Here is a 17,937-nt window from a genome sequence, read left to right as displayed (position 1 = left end):
ATAAAGGAAAGTTTGTTCTGATTGATTTGAAAGTGCTAAGAACAAAAATTAATTTGTCATTATTTTCGAATTTGGTGTTTAAGAAATGAAATTGTTGATGGATTAAATATGAATTTAAATATAATATCTTTTGTTACAACCTGTAATATTATTTTTGCTATTGGCTTTTGAGTTTTTATTAAGCGATTACTATAAATTAATATCTCATTTGCTTTAATTTAGAATACTTGTGAGAAAGTTTTAGTTTTAAGTAATGTATAATTTGAAGGATAAATATGATAATTAGATTAAGAAGATTTTTACATCCATTTATGTTGCATCCTAATTTGCGATATTGGTTTGGTTTTGTTCGATTTGTATACTTTGTAAAAATTAGGAAAAAGCTTAGAACAATTGAATCAGAGAATGCAATAACCAATACTGTTTCCCATAATCTATTAGCATTTGATCATATAAAAGTTGATTTTACAATGCGTCGAATGGAACATCTTATACATGCTATACTTTCAGTTGAATTTCTCGAAAAACATGCGCGAATTTTAGTGGTTGGTCCGAGGACTGAAAACGATTTGATGATCTTTAAAGGTTTTGGTTATTTGAATGTTGTTGGGCTGGATTTAATTTCATATTCACCGTTAATTGATTTAGGGGATATGCATAGAATGCCTTATGAAGCTTCTAGTTTCGATGTCATTGTATATGCTTGGTGTTTTACATATAGCAAAACTCCTAAATTGGTAATATCTGAAGCACTTCGCGTTTTAAAAGACGGAGGAGTTTTTGCAGTAGGATTTGAACATTGGCCTTATTCTCAGGAAGTTACAGAGGCGGTCTTTGGAAAAAACGATCGCGCAATTTCCGTAATTCCAGACAGAGTTCAAAGTACAAAGGATATAGTAAGATTATTAGGTAAAAATCTGGATACGATATTTGTAAATTATGATGCTCCAAAAAAAATGAAAACTTTGAAAGATCGTAATGATTTGAATAAAAAAGGTGCCTTTAATATTATGCTGGTTGCGAGTATAAAAAAATAAAAGGTGAGTTCTTTTAATATAAATTTATGGCATTTAATAAAAATAAAGGTATTGAAGAATGGAGTCTTATCATTTCCCCAAAAAGAAAATGGAATTCCTTTAGTTTTAGCGAAATTTTTCGTTATAGGGATTTACTTTTTCTTTTTGTTAGGCGGGATATTATTTCGATATATAAGCAGACGATACTTGGTCCTGTTTGGTTTTTTGTTCAGCCAATTTTAACGTCTTTTACTTTTGCCGTTATATTTGGCAAGGTGGCGGGAATCGAGACCGATGGTATTCCGAATTTCTTATTCTATCTAAGTGGGATCACCATCTGGAATTATTTTTCAGATACACTCTTAAAAACCTCTGATACATTTGTCGGGAATGCCTCGATATTTGGAAAGGTGTATTTTCCTCGTTTATTGGTACCCATTTCGATCGCAATGTCGAATCTGGTAAAATTTTTTATACAGTTTTTCCTTTTGATTTGTGTGATGGTATTTTATTTTTTTAACGGAACAAAAATAAATTTAAATTCTTTGTTAATTTTAATACCGTATTTGATTCTATTAATGGGTGCCATTGGATTAGGTTTTGGCATCATCATATCTTCGTTGACGACCAAGTATCGAGATTTGAAATTCCTGGTAAACTTCGGTATTCAACTTTTGATGTACTGTTCACCAATCGTATATCCACTTTCCATAGTGGAGAAGAATTTTCCGAACTTTAAAATTATATTTTTGTTGAATCCGATCACAAGTTTGATCGAGGGATTTCGTTTCATACTTCTGGGAGTGGGTACTTTCAATTGGTATTATTTGCTAGGTTGTTCGTGTTTTACAGTGATTCTCCTTTTGATAGCCGCTTTGATTTTCAATCGAGTAGAAAAGTCATTTATCGACAATGTGTGAAGCCGTAACAAATGCTAGGAATTTATAATTATGTCTGAAATAGTTTTACGCATAGAAAATGTATCCAAGCAGTACCGTTTAGGTCAAATTGGTACTGGAACTTTGGCACATGATTTGAACCGATGGTGGAGCCTTCTTCGAGGGAAGGAAGATCCATACTTAAAACTTGGCCAGGAAAATGACCGAGTGCTTGCAAGTGAGAGCGATTATGTATGGTCCTTAAAAAATATTAGTTTTGAAGTTAAGCGAGGGGATGTCGTTGGGATTATCGGAAGAAACGGTGCGGGGAAGTCTACGCTTTTGAAAATACTTTCCCAGATTACTTCACCAACCGAGGGACAGGTCAAAATAAAGGGTCGCGTTGCTGCTCTGTTAGAGGTTGGAACTGGCTTTCATCCAGATCTCACAGGTAGAGAGAATGTATTTTTAAATGGTGCCATTCTTGGAATGACATCAGCTGAAATTAAAAGTAAATTTGATGAAATAGTAAATTTTAGTGGAGTGGAGAAGTATATTGATACTCCCGTAAAAAGATACTCCTCAGGTATGATGGTTCGCTTGGGTTTTGCTGTCGCGGCTCATCTGGAACCTGAAATTTTAATTGTCGATGAAGTATTGGCTGTCGGTGATGCGGAATTTCAAAAGAAATGTTTAGGTAAAATTAAAAATGTTTCGAGTGAAGGGAGAACAGTATTATTTGTAAGTCACAACATGCAGGCCCTCCAAGCAATCTGCAAAAGAGGAATCCTTCTCAAAAATGGAATGGTCATCGAAGATAGTGATATAGATTTGTGCATTCAAAAATACACTGGACTATTTCAAGAAGCTAATTTGGAAAATATTGCCATTAGTGACCGTTTAAATCGTACGAATAGCAAAGGTAATGCTTTATTTACCAGCGTTAGTCCTAGAACTAAAAATAAAAATTCTTGGAGTTTTGATTCAAAAGAGGATGTGTACTTAGATATAGTTTTGAATATAAGGGAACTCTGCGATGGTTTAGCTTTTTATTTTATATTAATTGAGCCTCATACAATGAATGTAATTACCAACTATAAAACGGTTATTAAAAAAGATTCTCCCGCTATAGGGAAATCATTCCCATTTTCCTTCAAAATCCCCAAGAATTCCTTACGAGTTGGTCAATATTTAATGTATTTCGCAATTGGTGATAAAGATTTAAAAAAATGGTATGATGTTATTGATAACAATATTAACTTACCAGCGTTAAGCATTACGTCTTCCGAAATAGATCCTCATCATAACATGGGACTTGTTAGTCTACCTTTTGAGCTCGAAGTTAAAAATTAAGATGTTCATTTTAAAAAGGGTATATAGGTTAATTTTTTTAAATAGGATATTTCGTAAAATGAAACCAGATTCCTTTTATAGATCCTATTCTCAAGAAGGTGAAGATATGATCCTAAGAGACCTATTCGGGAATAAACAGAAAGGATTTTATGTAGACATTGGGGCATACGACCCAATTCGGTTTTCGAATACCCAATATTTTTATGAATTGGGCTGGTCAGGTATTAACATAGAGCCTTCTCCAAACGCTTTACGTAACTTTGAAATTCATAGAAAAAGAGACAAAAATTTGAATTTGGGTATCGGTTTAACGGATTCAGAACTCACTTACTATCAATTTGAAGAAGGTGCTTTAAATACTTTTGATTCCGAAAGAGTTAAATTCTTAGAGGCAACGACCATTTATGTGGCAAAAAACTCAGTAAAAATAAAAGTGAGACCTCTAGCGAGCGTTTTGCGAGATTTTTCAAATGGCAATGAAATCGATTTTATGAACATCGACGTTGAGTGGAACGAAATTTCTGTTTTAAAATCAGGTGATTGGAATACATTTCGACCTAAAGTAATTTTGATTGAAATTTTAGATTTTGATTTGGAAACAATTTCGAAAAATCCAATTCATTTATTTTTAAGCGACATTGGATATAATTTTCTGTGCAAAACTCCCCGAACTTGTTTTTATCTGGATCGAAATGCTCCGATTTAGGTAGTAAAATATATTAGATGGAATGATTGGCTAGTTAGATAATTATAATCAAAATAAGAATGTAGTGTATTTCGTTTGATTTTCTATGTGTACTTTGTTTGCCCTTTAAAAGAGAAGTATACTGATGATTGTGTGGCATTATATAGTGAAAGATTTCTATGATAGAATCAGTAGAATTACATATAAGATCGAAGTAGATATTTATTTTAGCGATAATTGATTGATAACTAAAATCAACACGTTTGGCTTCCTGAAACATCAGGTAAATATCGGAATTTTATACATGAATATCCTTCTTTATCTCGAAACTAAATTGCAATAATAAGAACCATGAAATATTCCCCAATTCTACTTTTCGTTTACAATCGACCTTACCATACGAAAAGAACAATCGAGTCTTTATTAAAAAATGGAGAAGCAAAGAATTCTGAAATCAGAATTTACTCAGATGGACCCAAATCGGAAGTTGATTCCGATGGGGTACGGGATGTTCGTAATTTTCTGCAAAAAGTCAAAGGGTTTCAAAAAGTAACTATTATCGAGAGAGAGCATAACATGGGACTAGCAGAATCGATCATCCATGGGGTAACGGAAATGTTGGAACTTTTTGACCGTGTAATCGTTCTTGAAGATGATATGGTAGTCAGTAAATACTTTTTAAACTATATGAACCAAGCATTGGAACTTTATTGTTACGAGCCTAAGGTTGCTTGCGTTCACGCTTGGAACTATCCATTAACAGGAGTGCAACCTCAAACTTTTTTTCTAAGGGGTGCCGATTGTTGGGGTTGGGGTACTTGGAGGCGAGCTTGGAATATATTCGAAAGAGATGGTCAAAAATTATTGCATCAAATTCAAACGAGAAATTTGGTTTATGAATTTGATCGAAAGGGGGCTTACCCATTTACCGAAATGTTAAAAGAACAGATTTTAGGTAAAAATAATTCATGGGCAATTCGTTGGTACGCTAGTGCTTTTTTAAAAGACATGTTTTGTTTACATCCTGGAAAACCACTTCTGCAAAACATTGGACTGGATGGAAGTGGCACTCATTCTGGAAAAGAAGAACATTTGAGCCTTGAGGTGATAGAGGAAGAAATCTTTCTAGAAAAAATTGAAATTGCTCAAAATGAAACGGTTTTGCAGGAGATAAAAAAATTCCTTACATATTCTGGAAAAACTAAGCATTCCTTTCGAAATCTTTTGAAATGGAAAGTAAAACGGTTTTTAAATATTTTGAAAGGAATGCAATCATGATCAGACGATTGGTGAAAAAAGTTAAAAACCGAATTTTTCCGCCTAAACACCACGAATGGTTCCGTGGGAATTATTCATCTTGGGAAGATGCCCTAAAAGATGCGGAGGGTTATGATTCTCCTGAGATTTTGGAAAAAGTGAAAAATGCACTTCTCAAAGTGAAAAATGGAGAAGCTATTTACGAAAGAGATTCGTATCTTTTTGACAGGGTGGAGTATTCCTGGCCACTGCTTGCCGTCTTGTTAAACACTGCGTTACAGAATCAATCAAAGTTGAGCCTCATAGATTTTGGTGGTTCATTAGGCAGTAGCTATTTTCAAAATTTAACCTTTCTTAATTCCATTGAAAATCTTCAATGGAATATTGTAGAGCAACAAGATTTTGTTTCAGTAGGAATAAAGCATTTCCAGAACCACCAACTGAGATTTTATGAGACCATCGAATCTGTTCTCAGTATTCAAAATTGCGATTTGATTCTTTTGAGTGGAGTGATTCAGTATTTACCAGATCCGAAGAAAATGATCCAAAGTATAATCGATTTACAGATAAAAAATGTTGTTTTCGACCGAACACCTTTCTGGGAAGAGAACTTATCTGATCATTTGACAGTACAACATACACCAAAAACCATTTCGGATTCTAGTTATCCTGCCTGGTTTTTTAAAAAGACTGATTTTATAGAGCACTTTCTAAAGCGTGGATACCGGTTGGCGATAGAAGAAAAATCCTTTGAACGTTGGCAAGTTGGAAAAGACCATGCCCAAAACTATTTCTTATATTTTAAGAAGAATGGAAGTTGAGATTGATTAAGAAATACAATCTTCTTATGACTAAATAATGGAAAAAATTCGCGTTTTAAACTCTGGCTACATTACACTTAAAAAAATTCACGACGATCGAGATGGGAATCTGATCATTGCGGAAGGTTCTAAAGACATTCCGTTTGAGATCAAAAGGGTTTACTATATCAATAATCTAGAGAATTCTATTAGTGTTCGTGGATTACATGCTCATAAGAATTGTCAGCAGGTGATCTTTTGCATCAATGGTAGTTTTACTCTTGGATTGGATGATGGTCATCAAAAGCAAAAAATTTTGATGAATAAGGACAACGTAGGAGTATTCTTAGGAAAAATGTTGTGGCATACCATGGAAGATTTTTCTAGTGGCTGTGTTCTTATGGTTTTAGCGTCAGATCTCTATGACGAGTCAGATTACATTCGCAATTATGATGATTTTTTAATACGTATAAAAAATGGAGATTCGTCTTTTTGATCGAATACGAAAATTTAAAAGCAGTCAATCATCGATTTTCTAAAGACTTAGTTAAAATTGCTCAAGAAACGATTGATAGTGGATGGTATATACTTGGGAATCGAGTAGAAGTATTCGAGAAAGAATTCTCAAACTACCTCGGAGCCAAACACTGCATTGGTGTGGCATCTGGACTTGATGCACTTTTCCTGAGTATGAAGGTATTAGACCTACCGAAAGAATCTGAGGTGTTGGTTCCGTCCAATACTTATATAGCTACTATCTTAAGTATCCTGCAAAACAATCTGGTTCCAGTCCTCGTGGAGCCGGACGCAAGTACCTTTCAAATTGATCCTAAAGAAATTCAAAAGAAAATCACGTCCAAAACGAAAGCAATATTACCTGTCCATCTCTATGGGGCTCCTTGTGATATGGCGGCAATCGGAACGATTGCCAATGACTATGGACTTTACATTATCGAAGATTGTGCCCAAGCTCATGGAACAGTCCAAAGAGGAAAAAAAGTTGGTACTTTTGGTATTTGTAATGCATTTAGTTTTTATCCTACGAAAAACTTAGGTGCATTAGGCGATGGGGGAGCTATTATAACAGATGATGATGGAATTGCTGAGAAGATTCGTTTTCTCAGAAACTATGGTTCTAAAATTAAATACCAAAATGAAACCATTGGATACAATTCGAGGTTGGACGAAATCCAAGCTGGTTTTTTAAGTTTAAAGCTCAAATATCTGGACGAAATGATTGAACACAAAAAAAACTTGGCTCAGATTTACTTCGATAACGTAAAAAATCCTTTTGTCAAATTACCTCTATCTCACAGAGGTCATTCAACTTACCATATTTTTCCTATTTTAGTTGAGAGAAGGGATGAATTTAGAAAATTTCTTCTAGATAACGGAATCAAAACTGAAATTCATTATCCTATTCCTCCATCCAAACAGAAAGCGATAAAAGAGTTGGAAAGCCAAGGCAAAATCAAATTGGAATCCTATCCAATCAGCGAAAAGATTCATAGCGAAGAAGTGAGTTTACCAATTTCTTTTTCTCACTCTGTAGAGGAGATTCAGCTAGTTTGCAAAGTCATCAATCAATTTCAATGAACTATTACTGCACTCTATTTGATTCCAACTACTTGCTCCGTGGATATACAATGGTGCATTCTTTGTTGGAAAAGGATACAAATTCCTTCATTTTTATCTTTGCTTTTGATGATTCTGCTTTTGAAAGTTTATCTAAACTTTCGCTTTCTAGGGTAAGGGTTATTTCTTTAAAAGAATTTGAAAACGAAACGTTGTTATCGATAAAAACTTCTCGGTCCGCTGGCGAGTACTGTTGGACTTGTACGCCTTGGGTAATCAAATATTGTCTAGAAAATTTTGAAATTGGCCATTGTACTTATGTGGACGCAGATTTGTATTTCTTTGCGAATCCACAGGTTCTTCTTGATGAAGTTAAAGATTCTTCTATTCTTATAACAGAACATAGATATTCCGAACGATATGATGTGACAAGAACCTCTGGTAGATTCTGTGTCCAATTTATTTTGTTTCGGAATGATACGTATGGTTTGACTGCTTTACATTGGTGGGCTGACAAATGTATCGATTGGTGTTACGCTCGATTTGAAGATGGAAAATTTGGAGATCAAAAGTATCTTGATGATTGGGAAACGCGATTTGAAAAGGTGCATGTCCTCAATCATCTGGGTGGAGGTGTAGCTCCTTGGAATCTCCAGCAATACGTGCTGACATATAGTTCGGAGAATTCTATTCGTTTGATAGAACTATCCTCTGGAAAAGAGTTTGATTTAGTTTTTTATCATTTCCATGAAGTGAAATTGAAAGATGGAGAGTTGGATATCGTTCTTTACTATGAGATCCCTAGCGCAAGTATTGCGATACATATTCTTTATTTTAATTATTTAAAAGAAAATAATCAATTTCTATCTGATTTTAAAAAAGAAATGTTCAATGAATTAGCAAAATGTTTGTTATCAAATTATTATCTTTTATCCGAACAATATAATGATTTGTTTTTAAAATTTAATTATTTGAGCAAAAGTAATAAATTAAAAAGAATATTTGGGGCAATATTCAATCGTTTATTTACAATTAAATTGTTGATTAGAAAAAAAATTTTAATAAAGTATTCAGTCTTTAGAAAAAAAAATATTTCCTGATTATGCACTGGATCTATAATACTTAAAAAATGATTTATTCTATGGTTTTACAGATTATATTTGTTAATCACTAAACAATCTAATTGGTCAAAAGTTCTTTCGGAGTACGATTCGCCTCTTTCAGTAAATTGATAAAAAACTTGCTATTTCTGATAACGGTGATAATCATAATCTAGTGAGTACATATTATAGGAATGCGTTTTCTTCTTTTTATTAAATCCAAATGGCCTTGTAAAATCAATTTTTAGAATTAGGTAGATTTTAAAACATTGAAAAATCAATGAAAAGTTTCAAATCCCTTCTAAAATACATAACTTGCAAATCATATGAATTCTCAAAAAAACAAAGTAGTTTCAATTGTTCTTGGAACCTATAACCGACTATTTTTTTTAAAATTAACCATACAATCAGTTCGGAAAGAATTAGAATTACTAAATCAACCTTGTGAGATCATCGTAATTGATGGTGGATCAACTGATGGTACGATAAAATGGTTAATAGAACAAAAAGATATCATTTCCATAATTCAACATAATAGGGGATTTTGGAAGGGTAAGGAAATTGATAGAAGATCTTGGGGTTATTTCATGAATCTTGGATTCAAAATTTCCCAAGGAAAATTTGTATGTATGGTAAGCGATGATTGTCTTTTTGTTCCAGGTTCCTTGAAAAATGGTTTAATTCAATTTAACGATTTGCTTGAGAAAGGTAACAAAATAGGTGGAATTGCATTTTTTTGGCGGGAATATCCTTTTGTGGAAAGTGAGAATTACTGGGTTGGTCGAACATTTGAAAAAGTATTCATTAACCATGGATTATTTTTGAGACAGGCGCTTGAAGATGTAGATTATATCGACGAGGATAGTTTTCATTTTTATCATGCAGATGGTGATTTATCCTTAAAAATAATTGAAAAAGGTTACCAAATATTACCTGCTGATAATTCTTATATTGAACATTACTCTCATGCAAATACACAGTTAAGAACTACAAATTTTTCCAAACAGAAAGCGGATTTTTTAAAGTTTAAAGAGAAATGGTTTCACTTAGCTGTTCATGAAAGAATTAAAATTGGTGATGCCATATTTAAAAATTTTGCAGATTCTAAACACACCATCGACTACTACAAAAATCTTTCATCTAACAATAGAGTTAGAGATTTCTTCAAGAAAGTCATAAAAAAACTAATCTCATTAGTAAAAAATCGAGAATACTATGAGAAAAATTTTTTGAATGATAAATTTATTAAGAAAATATCAATACAAAATAAAAAAAATTCCTTTTCTATTTCAAATTTAGTTTTGCGATTTGACAATGATAAAGTTCATGGGGATGAACATTTCTATAAAAGTGAATTAAAAGAAATTAGGGAGGAAACTTTAAGTACCTATGATGATATATACAAAGGATATTCTGAAAGGATTTTAATACATGTCCCAGAGGATCAGCATTCTCCTGCAGGTTATTCATATTTTAATAATTTATACCAGACACTAAATTTTATGGGTGTTCCGGTGGAGAAATTTCAAGGTTCAGATGATTTAGATATAAAATTTAAATTTTTTAAGCCCACTTTATTCCTCTCGAGTGATCATGAATCCTATTTGAGTCAATTCGATTGGACTTCTATATTAAAATACAAAGAAAAAAATCAATTTAAGGTGGGTTTAACTGCATCCTTGGAAGAGTATGGAAATAGTCCGCTATATTCCCGGCTAGAAGATTATTCTAATGGGAAAGTAGATTTTTTCTACTCTTTTAGAACAAGTGAATATATCGAATTCAGAAAGGAGTACGATTTATTTAAGACATTCAATTATAGAATTTTTAATATTGAATTTGCATGCAATCCTTTGTATCATTATCCAGTCGAAAACAATAAAAAGGAATTTGATTTTGTATTTTTGGCATCCAATAATCCTGACAAAGTAAAAAGGGTTTCTAAATATTTTTCAAAAATTGTGAGTCAGTACAATGGAGTAATTGCAGGGCCTTGGTGGCCTTTTACCAAGAACTTTAGAATCAATCCAGAACAAGATAGGGTTATTTACAGCATGGCGAAAGTTGGCTTGAATCTAAGTATACCAGAACAAATTCAATTTCCATGTGAATTGAATGAACGGACATATATCCTAGCAGCCTGTGGTATCCTTCAATTAATTGATAATCCATGTATACTTTCGAAACGATTTTCACCCGAATCCCTCTTCCATTCGAAAGATGCGTCAGAGTATTTTAAAAACTTTATGTTTATACTTAAGAATTACCCGGACCTAACTCACATTCGCACAAATGCATTTAAGGAAGCCTACAAAAAACATACAACTTTTCATCGGATGGAAAAATTCCTTTTGGAACTTCGGAGTCACTAATGTCATTACTCTTAAAGTCAAATATAGAATCCTTAACGAAAGAAAGATTAACTGGTAATGTCGCTCGAATAGGAGGGCTAGTTGATCAGTTAATTGATTACAGTGATCTTAATGTTACGGATATCAATGTTCTCGATGGTGGATTTGGTGAAGTTTTAACTTTAAAAAATGCCAGGACAATAAAAGATTTTTTGCGAGTATTAAGACTATATATTACGCAAGAAAAAATCTATCTAAAAAAAGGAGCCAGGTATCCAAGGAATCGTAAAACAATTCTTTTAGATATGCATTTTGCTACTAAATCTAAATGGTTGCATTCGAAGTTTGATCATTCAATTTCTTCAAACGTATTGGAGCATTCACCTAATATAATCAATTTACTCCTAAATTTTCATTTTATCACAAAAAAAGATGGTTATCAATTTCATGCTATACCCCATTATAAGTATACATATGATTGTTTTCGGATTCCTCACACATTAGAGCATTTTATAGAAGATTTTGAAAATGATACAGGATTTGATGACGACACTCATACGCAAGATTACATTCAATCAGCGATTGAGAAGCATGGGTGGCAAAAAACTTTTCATGAAAAATATCCGGTTACATATCCCTTTTTGCACTTTCATGTCTTTGATGAATTGAATGTACGAAAATTATTTGAATACATGTTTGAAGAAGTTGTAGTTGATGTAATCAAAACGGATCAATTTTCTGATATTTTAGTTTTTTGTAAAAATCAGTTAAATCAAAATTTTTTACAAAATTATCACGGTAAAATTAGCAAAATATGAATTATCTAAAGAATCAAGTTAGAAAGATATTAAATTTGTATTATTATTTAATTGGCTTAAGTTATTTTTTGAAAAAGGATGATAGATTCTCTTTAAAATGGAATGATTTATACCCATGTCTAAATGATAGATCGTTTACAAGTCTGACCTGCTCCCCAAAAACTGCACCGATATTTAAGTTAGTTTTCTCCGATATTAAGGAGAGAGCATTATGGCAAGAAAGAAGATAGAAGAAAGCGAGATTTTTCGGATATTAAAGGAAGCAGAAACAGGTATTCCAATCAAGGAACTTTCACGAAAATACGGAATCACTGAACAAACATTTTATCGCTGGCGTAACAAGTATGGAGGAATGGAGCTTAGCGAAATCAAGAAGATGAAGGCACTCGAGCAGGAAAATTCAAATCTCAAAAGATTGGTAGCTGACATGGCTCTCGAAATCCAAGCAATTAAGAATGTTTTGGGAAAAAAGTTTTGAGCAGATCAACGAAGGAGAGAGCAGTTGATCTGCTAGTTGAAGAGGGACTTTCTCTAAACAGAAGCCTAGATGTTGTTCTTCTTCCTAAATCAAGTTATTATTATCAGCCGAAAGCTATTGATGAAGAGACAATGAACGAAATTCGAAGACTTGCTTTTCGATGGAAACGGGAAGGCTATCGACGAATTTACCGAAGGTTAAGAAGGTCGGGTAGGACAATCAATCATAAGAAAGTATATCGACTATATTGCTTAGAAGGGCTTAAAATAAGGACAAAACCGAAGCGAAAGAAAAGAAATGCATCATCACAGCAACTACCATTGCCTAAGAATTCAAACGAAGTTTGGTCAATGGACTTTGTTTTCGAACGGACGATTGATGGAAGAAAGCAAAGAATTTTAACAGGTATTGATCATTTAACAAGAGAGAATACCATACTTCAGGCAGAGTTTACTTTTTCGTCAGAAAAGTTGATCAGATATTTAAACACCCTCGAAAGACTTCCAAGAGCATTTGTTTTGGATAATGGAACAGAATTTACATCCAAAGACTTCCAGAAATGGGCAGAAGATAAGGGGATAGAAATTCACTTTATTGAAAAAGGAAAACCAACACAAAATGCATTTATAGAAAGTTTCAATGGTAAACTTAGAGATGAGTGTTTGAATCTACACTACTTTAAAAATCAAAGAGAGTTAACCGATGCTTTGCGAATTTTCCAAAAGGAATACAACGACGAGCGTCTTCACTCTTCATTGAATTACTTGACTCCTTCAGAGTTTAAGCGATCTTATGGTTGAAATGTTTAGAGAAAACTAACTTATCCATTGGTACTGAAAATGGGGGCAGGTCAAGTCCAATTGATAGACATTATATTTATCATACGGCTTGGGCCTCTCGAAAAATAAAAGAGATTAATCCTGAAATACACTATGACTTTTCTTCATACTTGTATTTTTCTACGATTATTTCATCTTTCAAGAAAGTCAAATTCTTTGATTATCGTCCGGCAAAAATTGACTTATCAAATTTTGAATCAGATTCAGTAGATCTTAAATCGATATCAATAGAGTCCAATAGCGTTAAATCGATTTCTTGCATGCACGTTATAGAGCATATCGGTTTAGGACGATACGGTGATGAATTGGATGGAAAGGGCGATATTAAAGCATCATTGGAATTAAGTAGAATATTAAGTGTTGGCGGTGATTTACTCATCGTTGTTCCGATTGGAAAACCTTCTTTGAAGTTTAATGCACATAGAGTTTATTCATTTCAGATGATTCTTGATATGTTTCCGCATTTGAAGCTGAGAAGTTGGGCAATCATAAGAGAAAATGATCAAGGAGGGTACATAGAAAATTGCCCTATTGAGATTTTTAAAAATGATGATTATTCCTGTGGTTGTTTCCATTTTACTAAAGAGCAAGTTTAATAGATGGTTGTTAGTAAGATTTATGGTGGTTTAGGAAATCAATTATTTCAGTATTTTTTCGGTCAAATATATGCAAATGTAGTAAATTCAGATCTTTATCTGGATATAGATTGGTTTGATCGGAAAGAGGATGAATTTAAAGTTGTTGATGAAACTCCTAGAAAGTTTCTGCTTGATAAATTTGACTTTAAAATCAATTATTTAGATTCAAGTTTGCTGAAACGTGAACGAGCTTTCTTTTATAGGGCTCTTAAAAAAATTGGCCTTCGAAAAGGAATCATTCCTGTAAATGAAGAGAAATTATTCAAACCACAAGAATTCGATTATCAATCTAACGCTTTGATTAATGGATATTGGCAAGTATCTTCTTATTTTTTACCTTATAAGGATAGAATTTCAAGACAGTTAAAGTTAAAAACAGAAATAGATTTTCCGAAAAATTTGTTGGAATTAGTTTTAAGTGAAGAAACAATTTGTATTCATATTCGAAGAGGAGATTACGTTACAAACGAAAAAGTATTGGGAGTACATGGTATTTGTTCTGATCAATACTTTCAAGCCGGCGTACAACTTATTAGAAGTCAAAAATCTATTAAAAATGTAGTTTTTTTCTCAGATAGTAGTATTTTTGAAAGCGAATCTATTTTGAATCTAGAAGGTGTTGGCGTGACCAATGTTCGTGATTATAATTTTCAAGACTATGAAGAATTGAACTTAATGAGATATGCTAAAAATCTTATCATTTCCAATTCATCTTTTAGTTGGTGGGCTGCATTTACTAATTTTAGTTTAAATCCACTTGTTATTGCGCCATCTCCATGGTTTGAAGATCCGATTTCTAATAATATTCTTTTAAATGATTGGATTAGATTAAAAAAAAGATGAGTGATAATTTAGTTAATTTTATTATCCCAGCATATAATGTAGAAAATTTTATCAAGGTTTGTTTAGATAGTGTAGTCAACCAAACCTTTAAAGGTTGGGAAGCAATTATCATTGATGATGGTTCTGATGATGATACATATAATATTATCAAATCATACAAGGAACCGAGATTTAAGATAGTCAAAAATGCTAGAAATTTAGGATTAGCAGGTGTTAGAAATTTAGGTTTATCCTTAACGAATGCAAAGTATATTGCATGGTTAGATTCTGATGATTTCGCTCACCACCATAGACTTGAAATTCAATTAAATTTTTTAAAACATAACTCCGAAATAAATTTATGTGGTTCGTGGATTCAAACCTTCGGTTTTGAAAATAATACAATTAAATATTTGAAAACAGACCAACAAATTCGAGATGAATTTATTTTTTCAGATCCTTTGGCAACATCTAGCATCATTATGGAACATCGATTGTTTAAGGAAAATGGTATATGCTTTGACTCAAATTTTGCTCCAGCTGAGGATTATGATGCCTGGGAAAGGTTATTACCGTTTGCACGAATGGGGAATATCCCAAAGGTTTTATGCTATTATCGTATTCATCAAAATAACTCTTCAACTCTTCAAAAACAGAAACAGATTGATGCAGTTAAGGGCGTTCAATCACGCCAATTATTAAGAATCGGAATTTCAATAGAAGATATTGATTGGAATAGTCATTTTCTAATAGGAGTTGAATTGGGTAAAATTACATCGGAAGAAGACTTTAAAAATTTGCTAACTTGGATTGAACGAATTTTAAGTTCGACTGCATCAAAAGATTTGAAAATATTAACACAGAAGAAGGCCCTCATTGTTTTGCTAAATATGAATTTAAAACTTTTTAAGAAAATTTCCTATATAAATTTTATTTTTTCAGATAACTTTTTTCTTAATTTTAAGTATATCATTCTTTCAATACTACATTACTTAAGGAATAATTTAAAATTTAAATTAACTTTAAATTGAGTTAAAAAGTGAAAGAATGACTTATTATTTTTTTATAAAGAATAAGCTCCGGAGGTATTTGTTATTTCGAACGTTATTTGGTATATATGGTTTTATTAGAAATCTTCCGATATCAATAAAGAACTTAATTAAATTAAATGATTTTCTTAGATCCATTTCTAGTTCCCTGGATAAAACTGTAGTTATTTTTCATCACGGGATGGGTGGAGGATCTGAAAAATTTATCAATCTGAAATATCCTTCATCTGATTATTCAGTCTTCCAAATCGGTCCTAAAAATGGTAATAATAGATTACTATCCATTTCTTTTTTGTCGTTTAGTTCACATTTTATTATTGATACATTTTTTATGGTTTTTTTTGTAGCGCTAATTCAAAAGTTTAGCCGTCAATTCAAAATCATTATTAATCATTTTTCTGGTTTAGAGAATCAGGATCTTATTCGTGTCCATCGAACATATAAAATTTCCGAAATCTATATACATGATTATTTTGCAATTTGTCCTTTTTATTTTCTGTCACCAAATGATGTCTTTTGTGGACTTCCTGATTTAGAAGGGTGTAATCAATGCATAAATTCTAAATTAAATGGACTTCCTTTTCGTATTCAGGATTTTAGAACAAAGTATGACAGTTTATTACTTACTGATAACATCAAAATTTTTGCCCCTTCAAGATCAGTTGAACAAAATTTTAAAAAAGTTTATCCTGAAATAAAATTAGATATCTTCAATGAATTTAATCATCCTAAAATTATATATCGTAAGCGTGTTATAAAAAATAAAACAATTGGAATTTTTGGTCATTTGACTTTTCACAAAGGGAGGAGTCTTGTCGAACAGTTTTTAAAATATTCTCCCAATTCAAAAATTGTTCTAATAGGAGAATCAGATCCAATTATTTCCAACTATGACAATTTTCAAGAAACAGGGCGATATAGTGACGACAAAAGCCTGGAAAACTTCATTGATGAGTTTAGATTAGACCTTGTGTGGTTTCCTGTAAGAATTCCAGAAACGTTTTCTTTTACTCTTTCGATGGCGATAAATAAGAATCTTTTTATATTTGCACCTAATGTAGGCTCTTTTCCTGAGAGATTGGAAAATTATCCATCCTGTCAGATATTTCATTACAATTCTTCTCAAAATCAAATTTTTGATCAATTGATCCAATTAACTTTGTAATTTGAATTTTATTTCTAAACCGATTTATATGGAGTATTCAAAACATAAATGAAAACATTGCTCATAACTGGGGGAGCTGGATTCCTTGGTTCTAACCTTGCTATAGAGTGGAGAAAGAAGTATCCTCACGATAGGATTTTTGCATTGGACAATCTGAAAAGAAGGGGAGGTGAACTAAATTTACCTAGACTCAAGTCAAATTCTATCGAATTTATTCATGGTGACATCCGAATAAAAGAAGATCTACTTTCCCTTCCGAAGATTGATTTAATTTTAGAATGTTCCGCTGAACCTTCCGTATTAGCGGGAGTGAATGAATCACCTGAATATTTGATCCAAACCAATCTAGTGGGCACAATTAATTGTTTGGAATTAGCAAGGAGAGATAACTCTGATTTTGTATTTTTTTCCACAAGTCGAATCTATCCCATCGAATACATAAATGCACTAAAGTTCGAAGAATCATCAACTCGTTTTGAATGGTTAGATGATCAAATTTATGCGTCAGCAAGTTCAAAAGGAATCAGTGAATATTTTCCATTAGATAAGATTCGTTCTCTCTATGGAACTACGAAGCTTGCCTCAGAACTCATCATTCAGGAATATGCAGACTTATATAAATTTAGATCTGTCATTAATAGATGTGGAGTATTGACTGGACCATGGCAAATGGGAAAAGTTGACCAAGGTATTTTTGTCTATTGGCTTGCTTCTCATATCTTTAAACGCCCATTAAAGTATTTTGGTTATGGAGGAAAAGGTAAGCAGGTTCGAGATTTTCTTCATTTTAAAGATCTTTTTGATTTACTTGTTCTACAAACAGAAAATTGGGAAAAATCCAATGCGCAGGTATTTAATGTTGGTGGAGGTAGAGAGGTAAGCCTAAGCCTTTGTGAACTTACAGAAATTTGCCAAAAATTGACCGGTAATCAAGTTTCAATTGAATCTATTCCGGAAGATCGAGCAATGGATATTAGGATATATCTCACCGATACGTCCAAGGCAAAGAAAATTTTCGATTGGTCTCCACAATACAAACCAAAGGAAACGATCGCTGAAATCTACAAATGGATCATTGAAAACCAATCTACTTTGGTTCATATATTATAGGGT

18 protein-coding genes are annotated in these 17,937 nt (G+C 32.5%); all 18 read left to right on the top strand.

Translation table 11 applies throughout. The features are described 5' to 3' along the window. The first annotated feature begins 275 nt into the window (after positions 1–275). The 18 genes from LEP1GSC202_RS13315 (at position 276) to LEP1GSC202_RS13230 (ending at position 17,934) form a co-directional block, all read left to right on the top strand. Positions 276–1,037, top strand: a complete 762-nt coding sequence (locus LEP1GSC202_RS13315; RefSeq protein ID WP_015678118.1) for a methyltransferase domain-containing protein — start codon at positions 276–278, stop codon at positions 1,035–1,037. 26 nt (positions 1,038–1,063) lie between these two features. Further along, entirely contained in the window at positions 1,064–1,936 is an 873-nt protein-coding gene (locus tag LEP1GSC202_RS13310) for an ABC transporter permease (RefSeq protein ID WP_015678352.1), read from the top strand. A 30-nt stretch (positions 1,937–1,966) separates the two neighbouring features. Next, entirely contained in the window at positions 1,967–3,247 is a 1,281-nt protein-coding gene (locus LEP1GSC202_RS13305; protein ID WP_015678307.1) for an ABC transporter ATP-binding protein, read from the top strand. A gap of 58 nt (positions 3,248–3,305) precedes the next feature. Further along, a complete protein-coding gene (locus LEP1GSC202_RS13300; protein ID WP_015678246.1) occupies positions 3,306–3,953 on the top strand; it encodes an FkbM family methyltransferase in 648 nt (215 codons plus the stop codon). A 330-nt stretch (positions 3,954–4,283) separates the two neighbouring features. Continuing rightward, positions 4,284–5,210, top strand: coding sequence for a glycosyltransferase (locus tag LEP1GSC202_RS13295; RefSeq protein ID WP_015678072.1), 927 nt, complete (start codon positions 4,284–4,286; stop codon positions 5,208–5,210). Continuing rightward, positions 5,162–6,010, top strand: coding sequence for a methyltransferase, TIGR04325 family (locus tag LEP1GSC202_RS13290; protein WP_051125350.1), 849 nt, complete (start codon positions 5,162–5,164; stop codon positions 6,008–6,010). Before LEP1GSC202_RS13295 ends, LEP1GSC202_RS13290 begins: the two co-directional genes overlap by 49 nt. 37 nt (positions 6,011–6,047) lie before the next feature. Then, entirely contained in the window at positions 6,048–6,485 is a 438-nt protein-coding gene (locus tag LEP1GSC202_RS13285; RefSeq protein WP_015678192.1) for a sugar 3,4-ketoisomerase, read from the top strand. Further along, positions 6,482–7,585: a DegT/DnrJ/EryC1/StrS family aminotransferase gene (locus LEP1GSC202_RS13280; RefSeq protein WP_015678167.1), complete on the top strand. Its 1,104-nt coding sequence runs from the start codon at positions 6,482–6,484 to the stop codon at positions 7,583–7,585. The genes LEP1GSC202_RS13285 and LEP1GSC202_RS13280 overlap by 4 nt, the downstream gene beginning before the upstream one ends. Before the next feature lie 62 nt (positions 7,586–7,647). Then, on the top strand, positions 7,648–8,664 hold the full coding sequence (locus LEP1GSC202_RS19490; RefSeq protein WP_167321717.1) for a glycosyl transferase: 1,017 nt from the start codon (positions 7,648–7,650) through the stop codon (positions 8,662–8,664). Between the two features lie 326 nt (positions 8,665–8,990). Then, positions 8,991–11,036: a glycosyltransferase gene (locus tag LEP1GSC202_RS19485; protein WP_015678025.1), complete on the top strand. Its 2,046-nt coding sequence runs from the start codon at positions 8,991–8,993 to the stop codon at positions 11,034–11,036. Beyond that, positions 11,036–11,833, top strand: a complete 798-nt coding sequence (locus tag LEP1GSC202_RS13265) for a hypothetical protein (protein WP_015678141.1) — start codon at positions 11,036–11,038, stop codon at positions 11,831–11,833. The genes LEP1GSC202_RS19485 and LEP1GSC202_RS13265 overlap by 1 nt, the downstream gene beginning before the upstream one ends. A 211-nt stretch (positions 11,834–12,044) precedes the next feature. Beyond that, a complete protein-coding gene (locus LEP1GSC202_RS13260; RefSeq protein WP_015675631.1) occupies positions 12,045–12,311 on the top strand; it encodes a transposase in 267 nt (88 codons plus the stop codon). Next, positions 12,308–13,111, top strand: a complete 804-nt coding sequence (locus LEP1GSC202_RS13255) for an IS3 family transposase (RefSeq protein ID WP_015675630.1) — start codon at positions 12,308–12,310, stop codon at positions 13,109–13,111. Before LEP1GSC202_RS13260 ends, LEP1GSC202_RS13255 begins: the two co-directional genes overlap by 4 nt. Continuing rightward, positions 13,108–13,746, top strand: a complete 639-nt coding sequence (locus LEP1GSC202_RS13250; protein WP_015678407.1) for a DUF268 domain-containing protein — start codon at positions 13,108–13,110, stop codon at positions 13,744–13,746. The genes LEP1GSC202_RS13255 and LEP1GSC202_RS13250 overlap by 4 nt, the downstream gene beginning before the upstream one ends. 3 nt (positions 13,747–13,749) lie before the next feature. After that, positions 13,750–14,631: an alpha-1,2-fucosyltransferase gene (locus LEP1GSC202_RS13245; RefSeq protein WP_015678296.1), complete on the top strand. Its 882-nt coding sequence runs from the start codon at positions 13,750–13,752 to the stop codon at positions 14,629–14,631. Beyond that, the gene (locus LEP1GSC202_RS13240) at positions 14,628–15,641 is read left to right on the top strand and encodes a glycosyltransferase family 2 protein (protein WP_015678311.1); all 1,014 of its coding nucleotides are present in this window, start codon (positions 14,628–14,630) and stop codon (positions 15,639–15,641) included. The genes LEP1GSC202_RS13245 and LEP1GSC202_RS13240 overlap by 4 nt, the downstream gene beginning before the upstream one ends. A gap of 58 nt (positions 15,642–15,699) precedes the next feature. Continuing rightward, entirely contained in the window at positions 15,700–16,824 is a 1,125-nt protein-coding gene (locus LEP1GSC202_RS13235; RefSeq protein WP_156825386.1) for a glycosyltransferase family protein, read from the top strand. A 48-nt stretch (positions 16,825–16,872) separates the two neighbouring features. Further along, positions 16,873–17,934, top strand: coding sequence for an NAD-dependent epimerase/dehydratase family protein (locus LEP1GSC202_RS13230; RefSeq protein WP_015678239.1), 1,062 nt, complete (start codon positions 16,873–16,875; stop codon positions 17,932–17,934). Positions 17,935–17,937 lie beyond the last annotated feature (3 nt).

Source organism: Leptospira yanagawae serovar Saopaulo str. Sao Paulo = ATCC 700523 (genome assembly GCF_000332475.2).
Taxonomy (GTDB): domain Bacteria; phylum Spirochaetota; class Leptospiria; order Leptospirales; family Leptospiraceae; genus Leptospira_A; species Leptospira_A yanagawae.
This window is presented reverse-complemented; position numbering and strand designations above follow the sequence as displayed.

Excerpts from the sequence above, each read along its gene's own strand:
- LEP1GSC202_RS13315 (WP_015678118.1), top strand. The coding sequence starts at position 276 with ATGATAATTAGATTAAGAAGATTTTTACATCCATTTATGTTGCATCCT.
- LEP1GSC202_RS13310 (WP_015678352.1), top strand. The coding sequence starts at position 1,064 with ATGGCATTTAATAAAAATAAAGGTATTGAAGAATGGAGTCTTATCATT.
- LEP1GSC202_RS13305 (WP_015678307.1), top strand. The coding sequence starts at position 1,967 with ATGTCTGAAATAGTTTTACGCATAGAAAATGTATCCAAGCAGTACCGT.
- LEP1GSC202_RS13300 (WP_015678246.1), top strand. The coding sequence starts at position 3,306 with ATGAAACCAGATTCCTTTTATAGATCCTATTCTCAAGAAGGTGAAGAT.
- LEP1GSC202_RS13295 (WP_015678072.1), top strand. The coding sequence starts at position 4,284 with ATGAAATATTCCCCAATTCTACTTTTCGTTTACAATCGACCTTACCAT.
- LEP1GSC202_RS13290 (WP_051125350.1), top strand. The coding sequence starts at position 5,162 with ATGGAAAGTAAAACGGTTTTTAAATATTTTGAAAGGAATGCAATCATG.
- LEP1GSC202_RS13285 (WP_015678192.1), top strand. The coding sequence starts at position 6,048 with ATGGAAAAAATTCGCGTTTTAAACTCTGGCTACATTACACTTAAAAAA.
- LEP1GSC202_RS19485 (WP_015678025.1), top strand. The coding sequence starts at position 8,991 with ATGAATTCTCAAAAAAACAAAGTAGTTTCAATTGTTCTTGGAACCTAT.
- LEP1GSC202_RS13265 (WP_015678141.1), top strand. The coding sequence starts at position 11,036 with ATGTCATTACTCTTAAAGTCAAATATAGAATCCTTAACGAAAGAAAGA.
- LEP1GSC202_RS13260 (WP_015675631.1), top strand. The coding sequence starts at position 12,045 with ATGGCAAGAAAGAAGATAGAAGAAAGCGAGATTTTTCGGATATTAAAG.
- LEP1GSC202_RS13245 (WP_015678296.1), top strand. The coding sequence starts at position 13,750 with ATGGTTGTTAGTAAGATTTATGGTGGTTTAGGAAATCAATTATTTCAG.
- LEP1GSC202_RS13240 (WP_015678311.1), top strand. The coding sequence starts at position 14,628 with ATGAGTGATAATTTAGTTAATTTTATTATCCCAGCATATAATGTAGAA.
- LEP1GSC202_RS13230 (WP_015678239.1), top strand. The coding sequence starts at position 16,873 with ATGAAAACATTGCTCATAACTGGGGGAGCTGGATTCCTTGGTTCTAAC.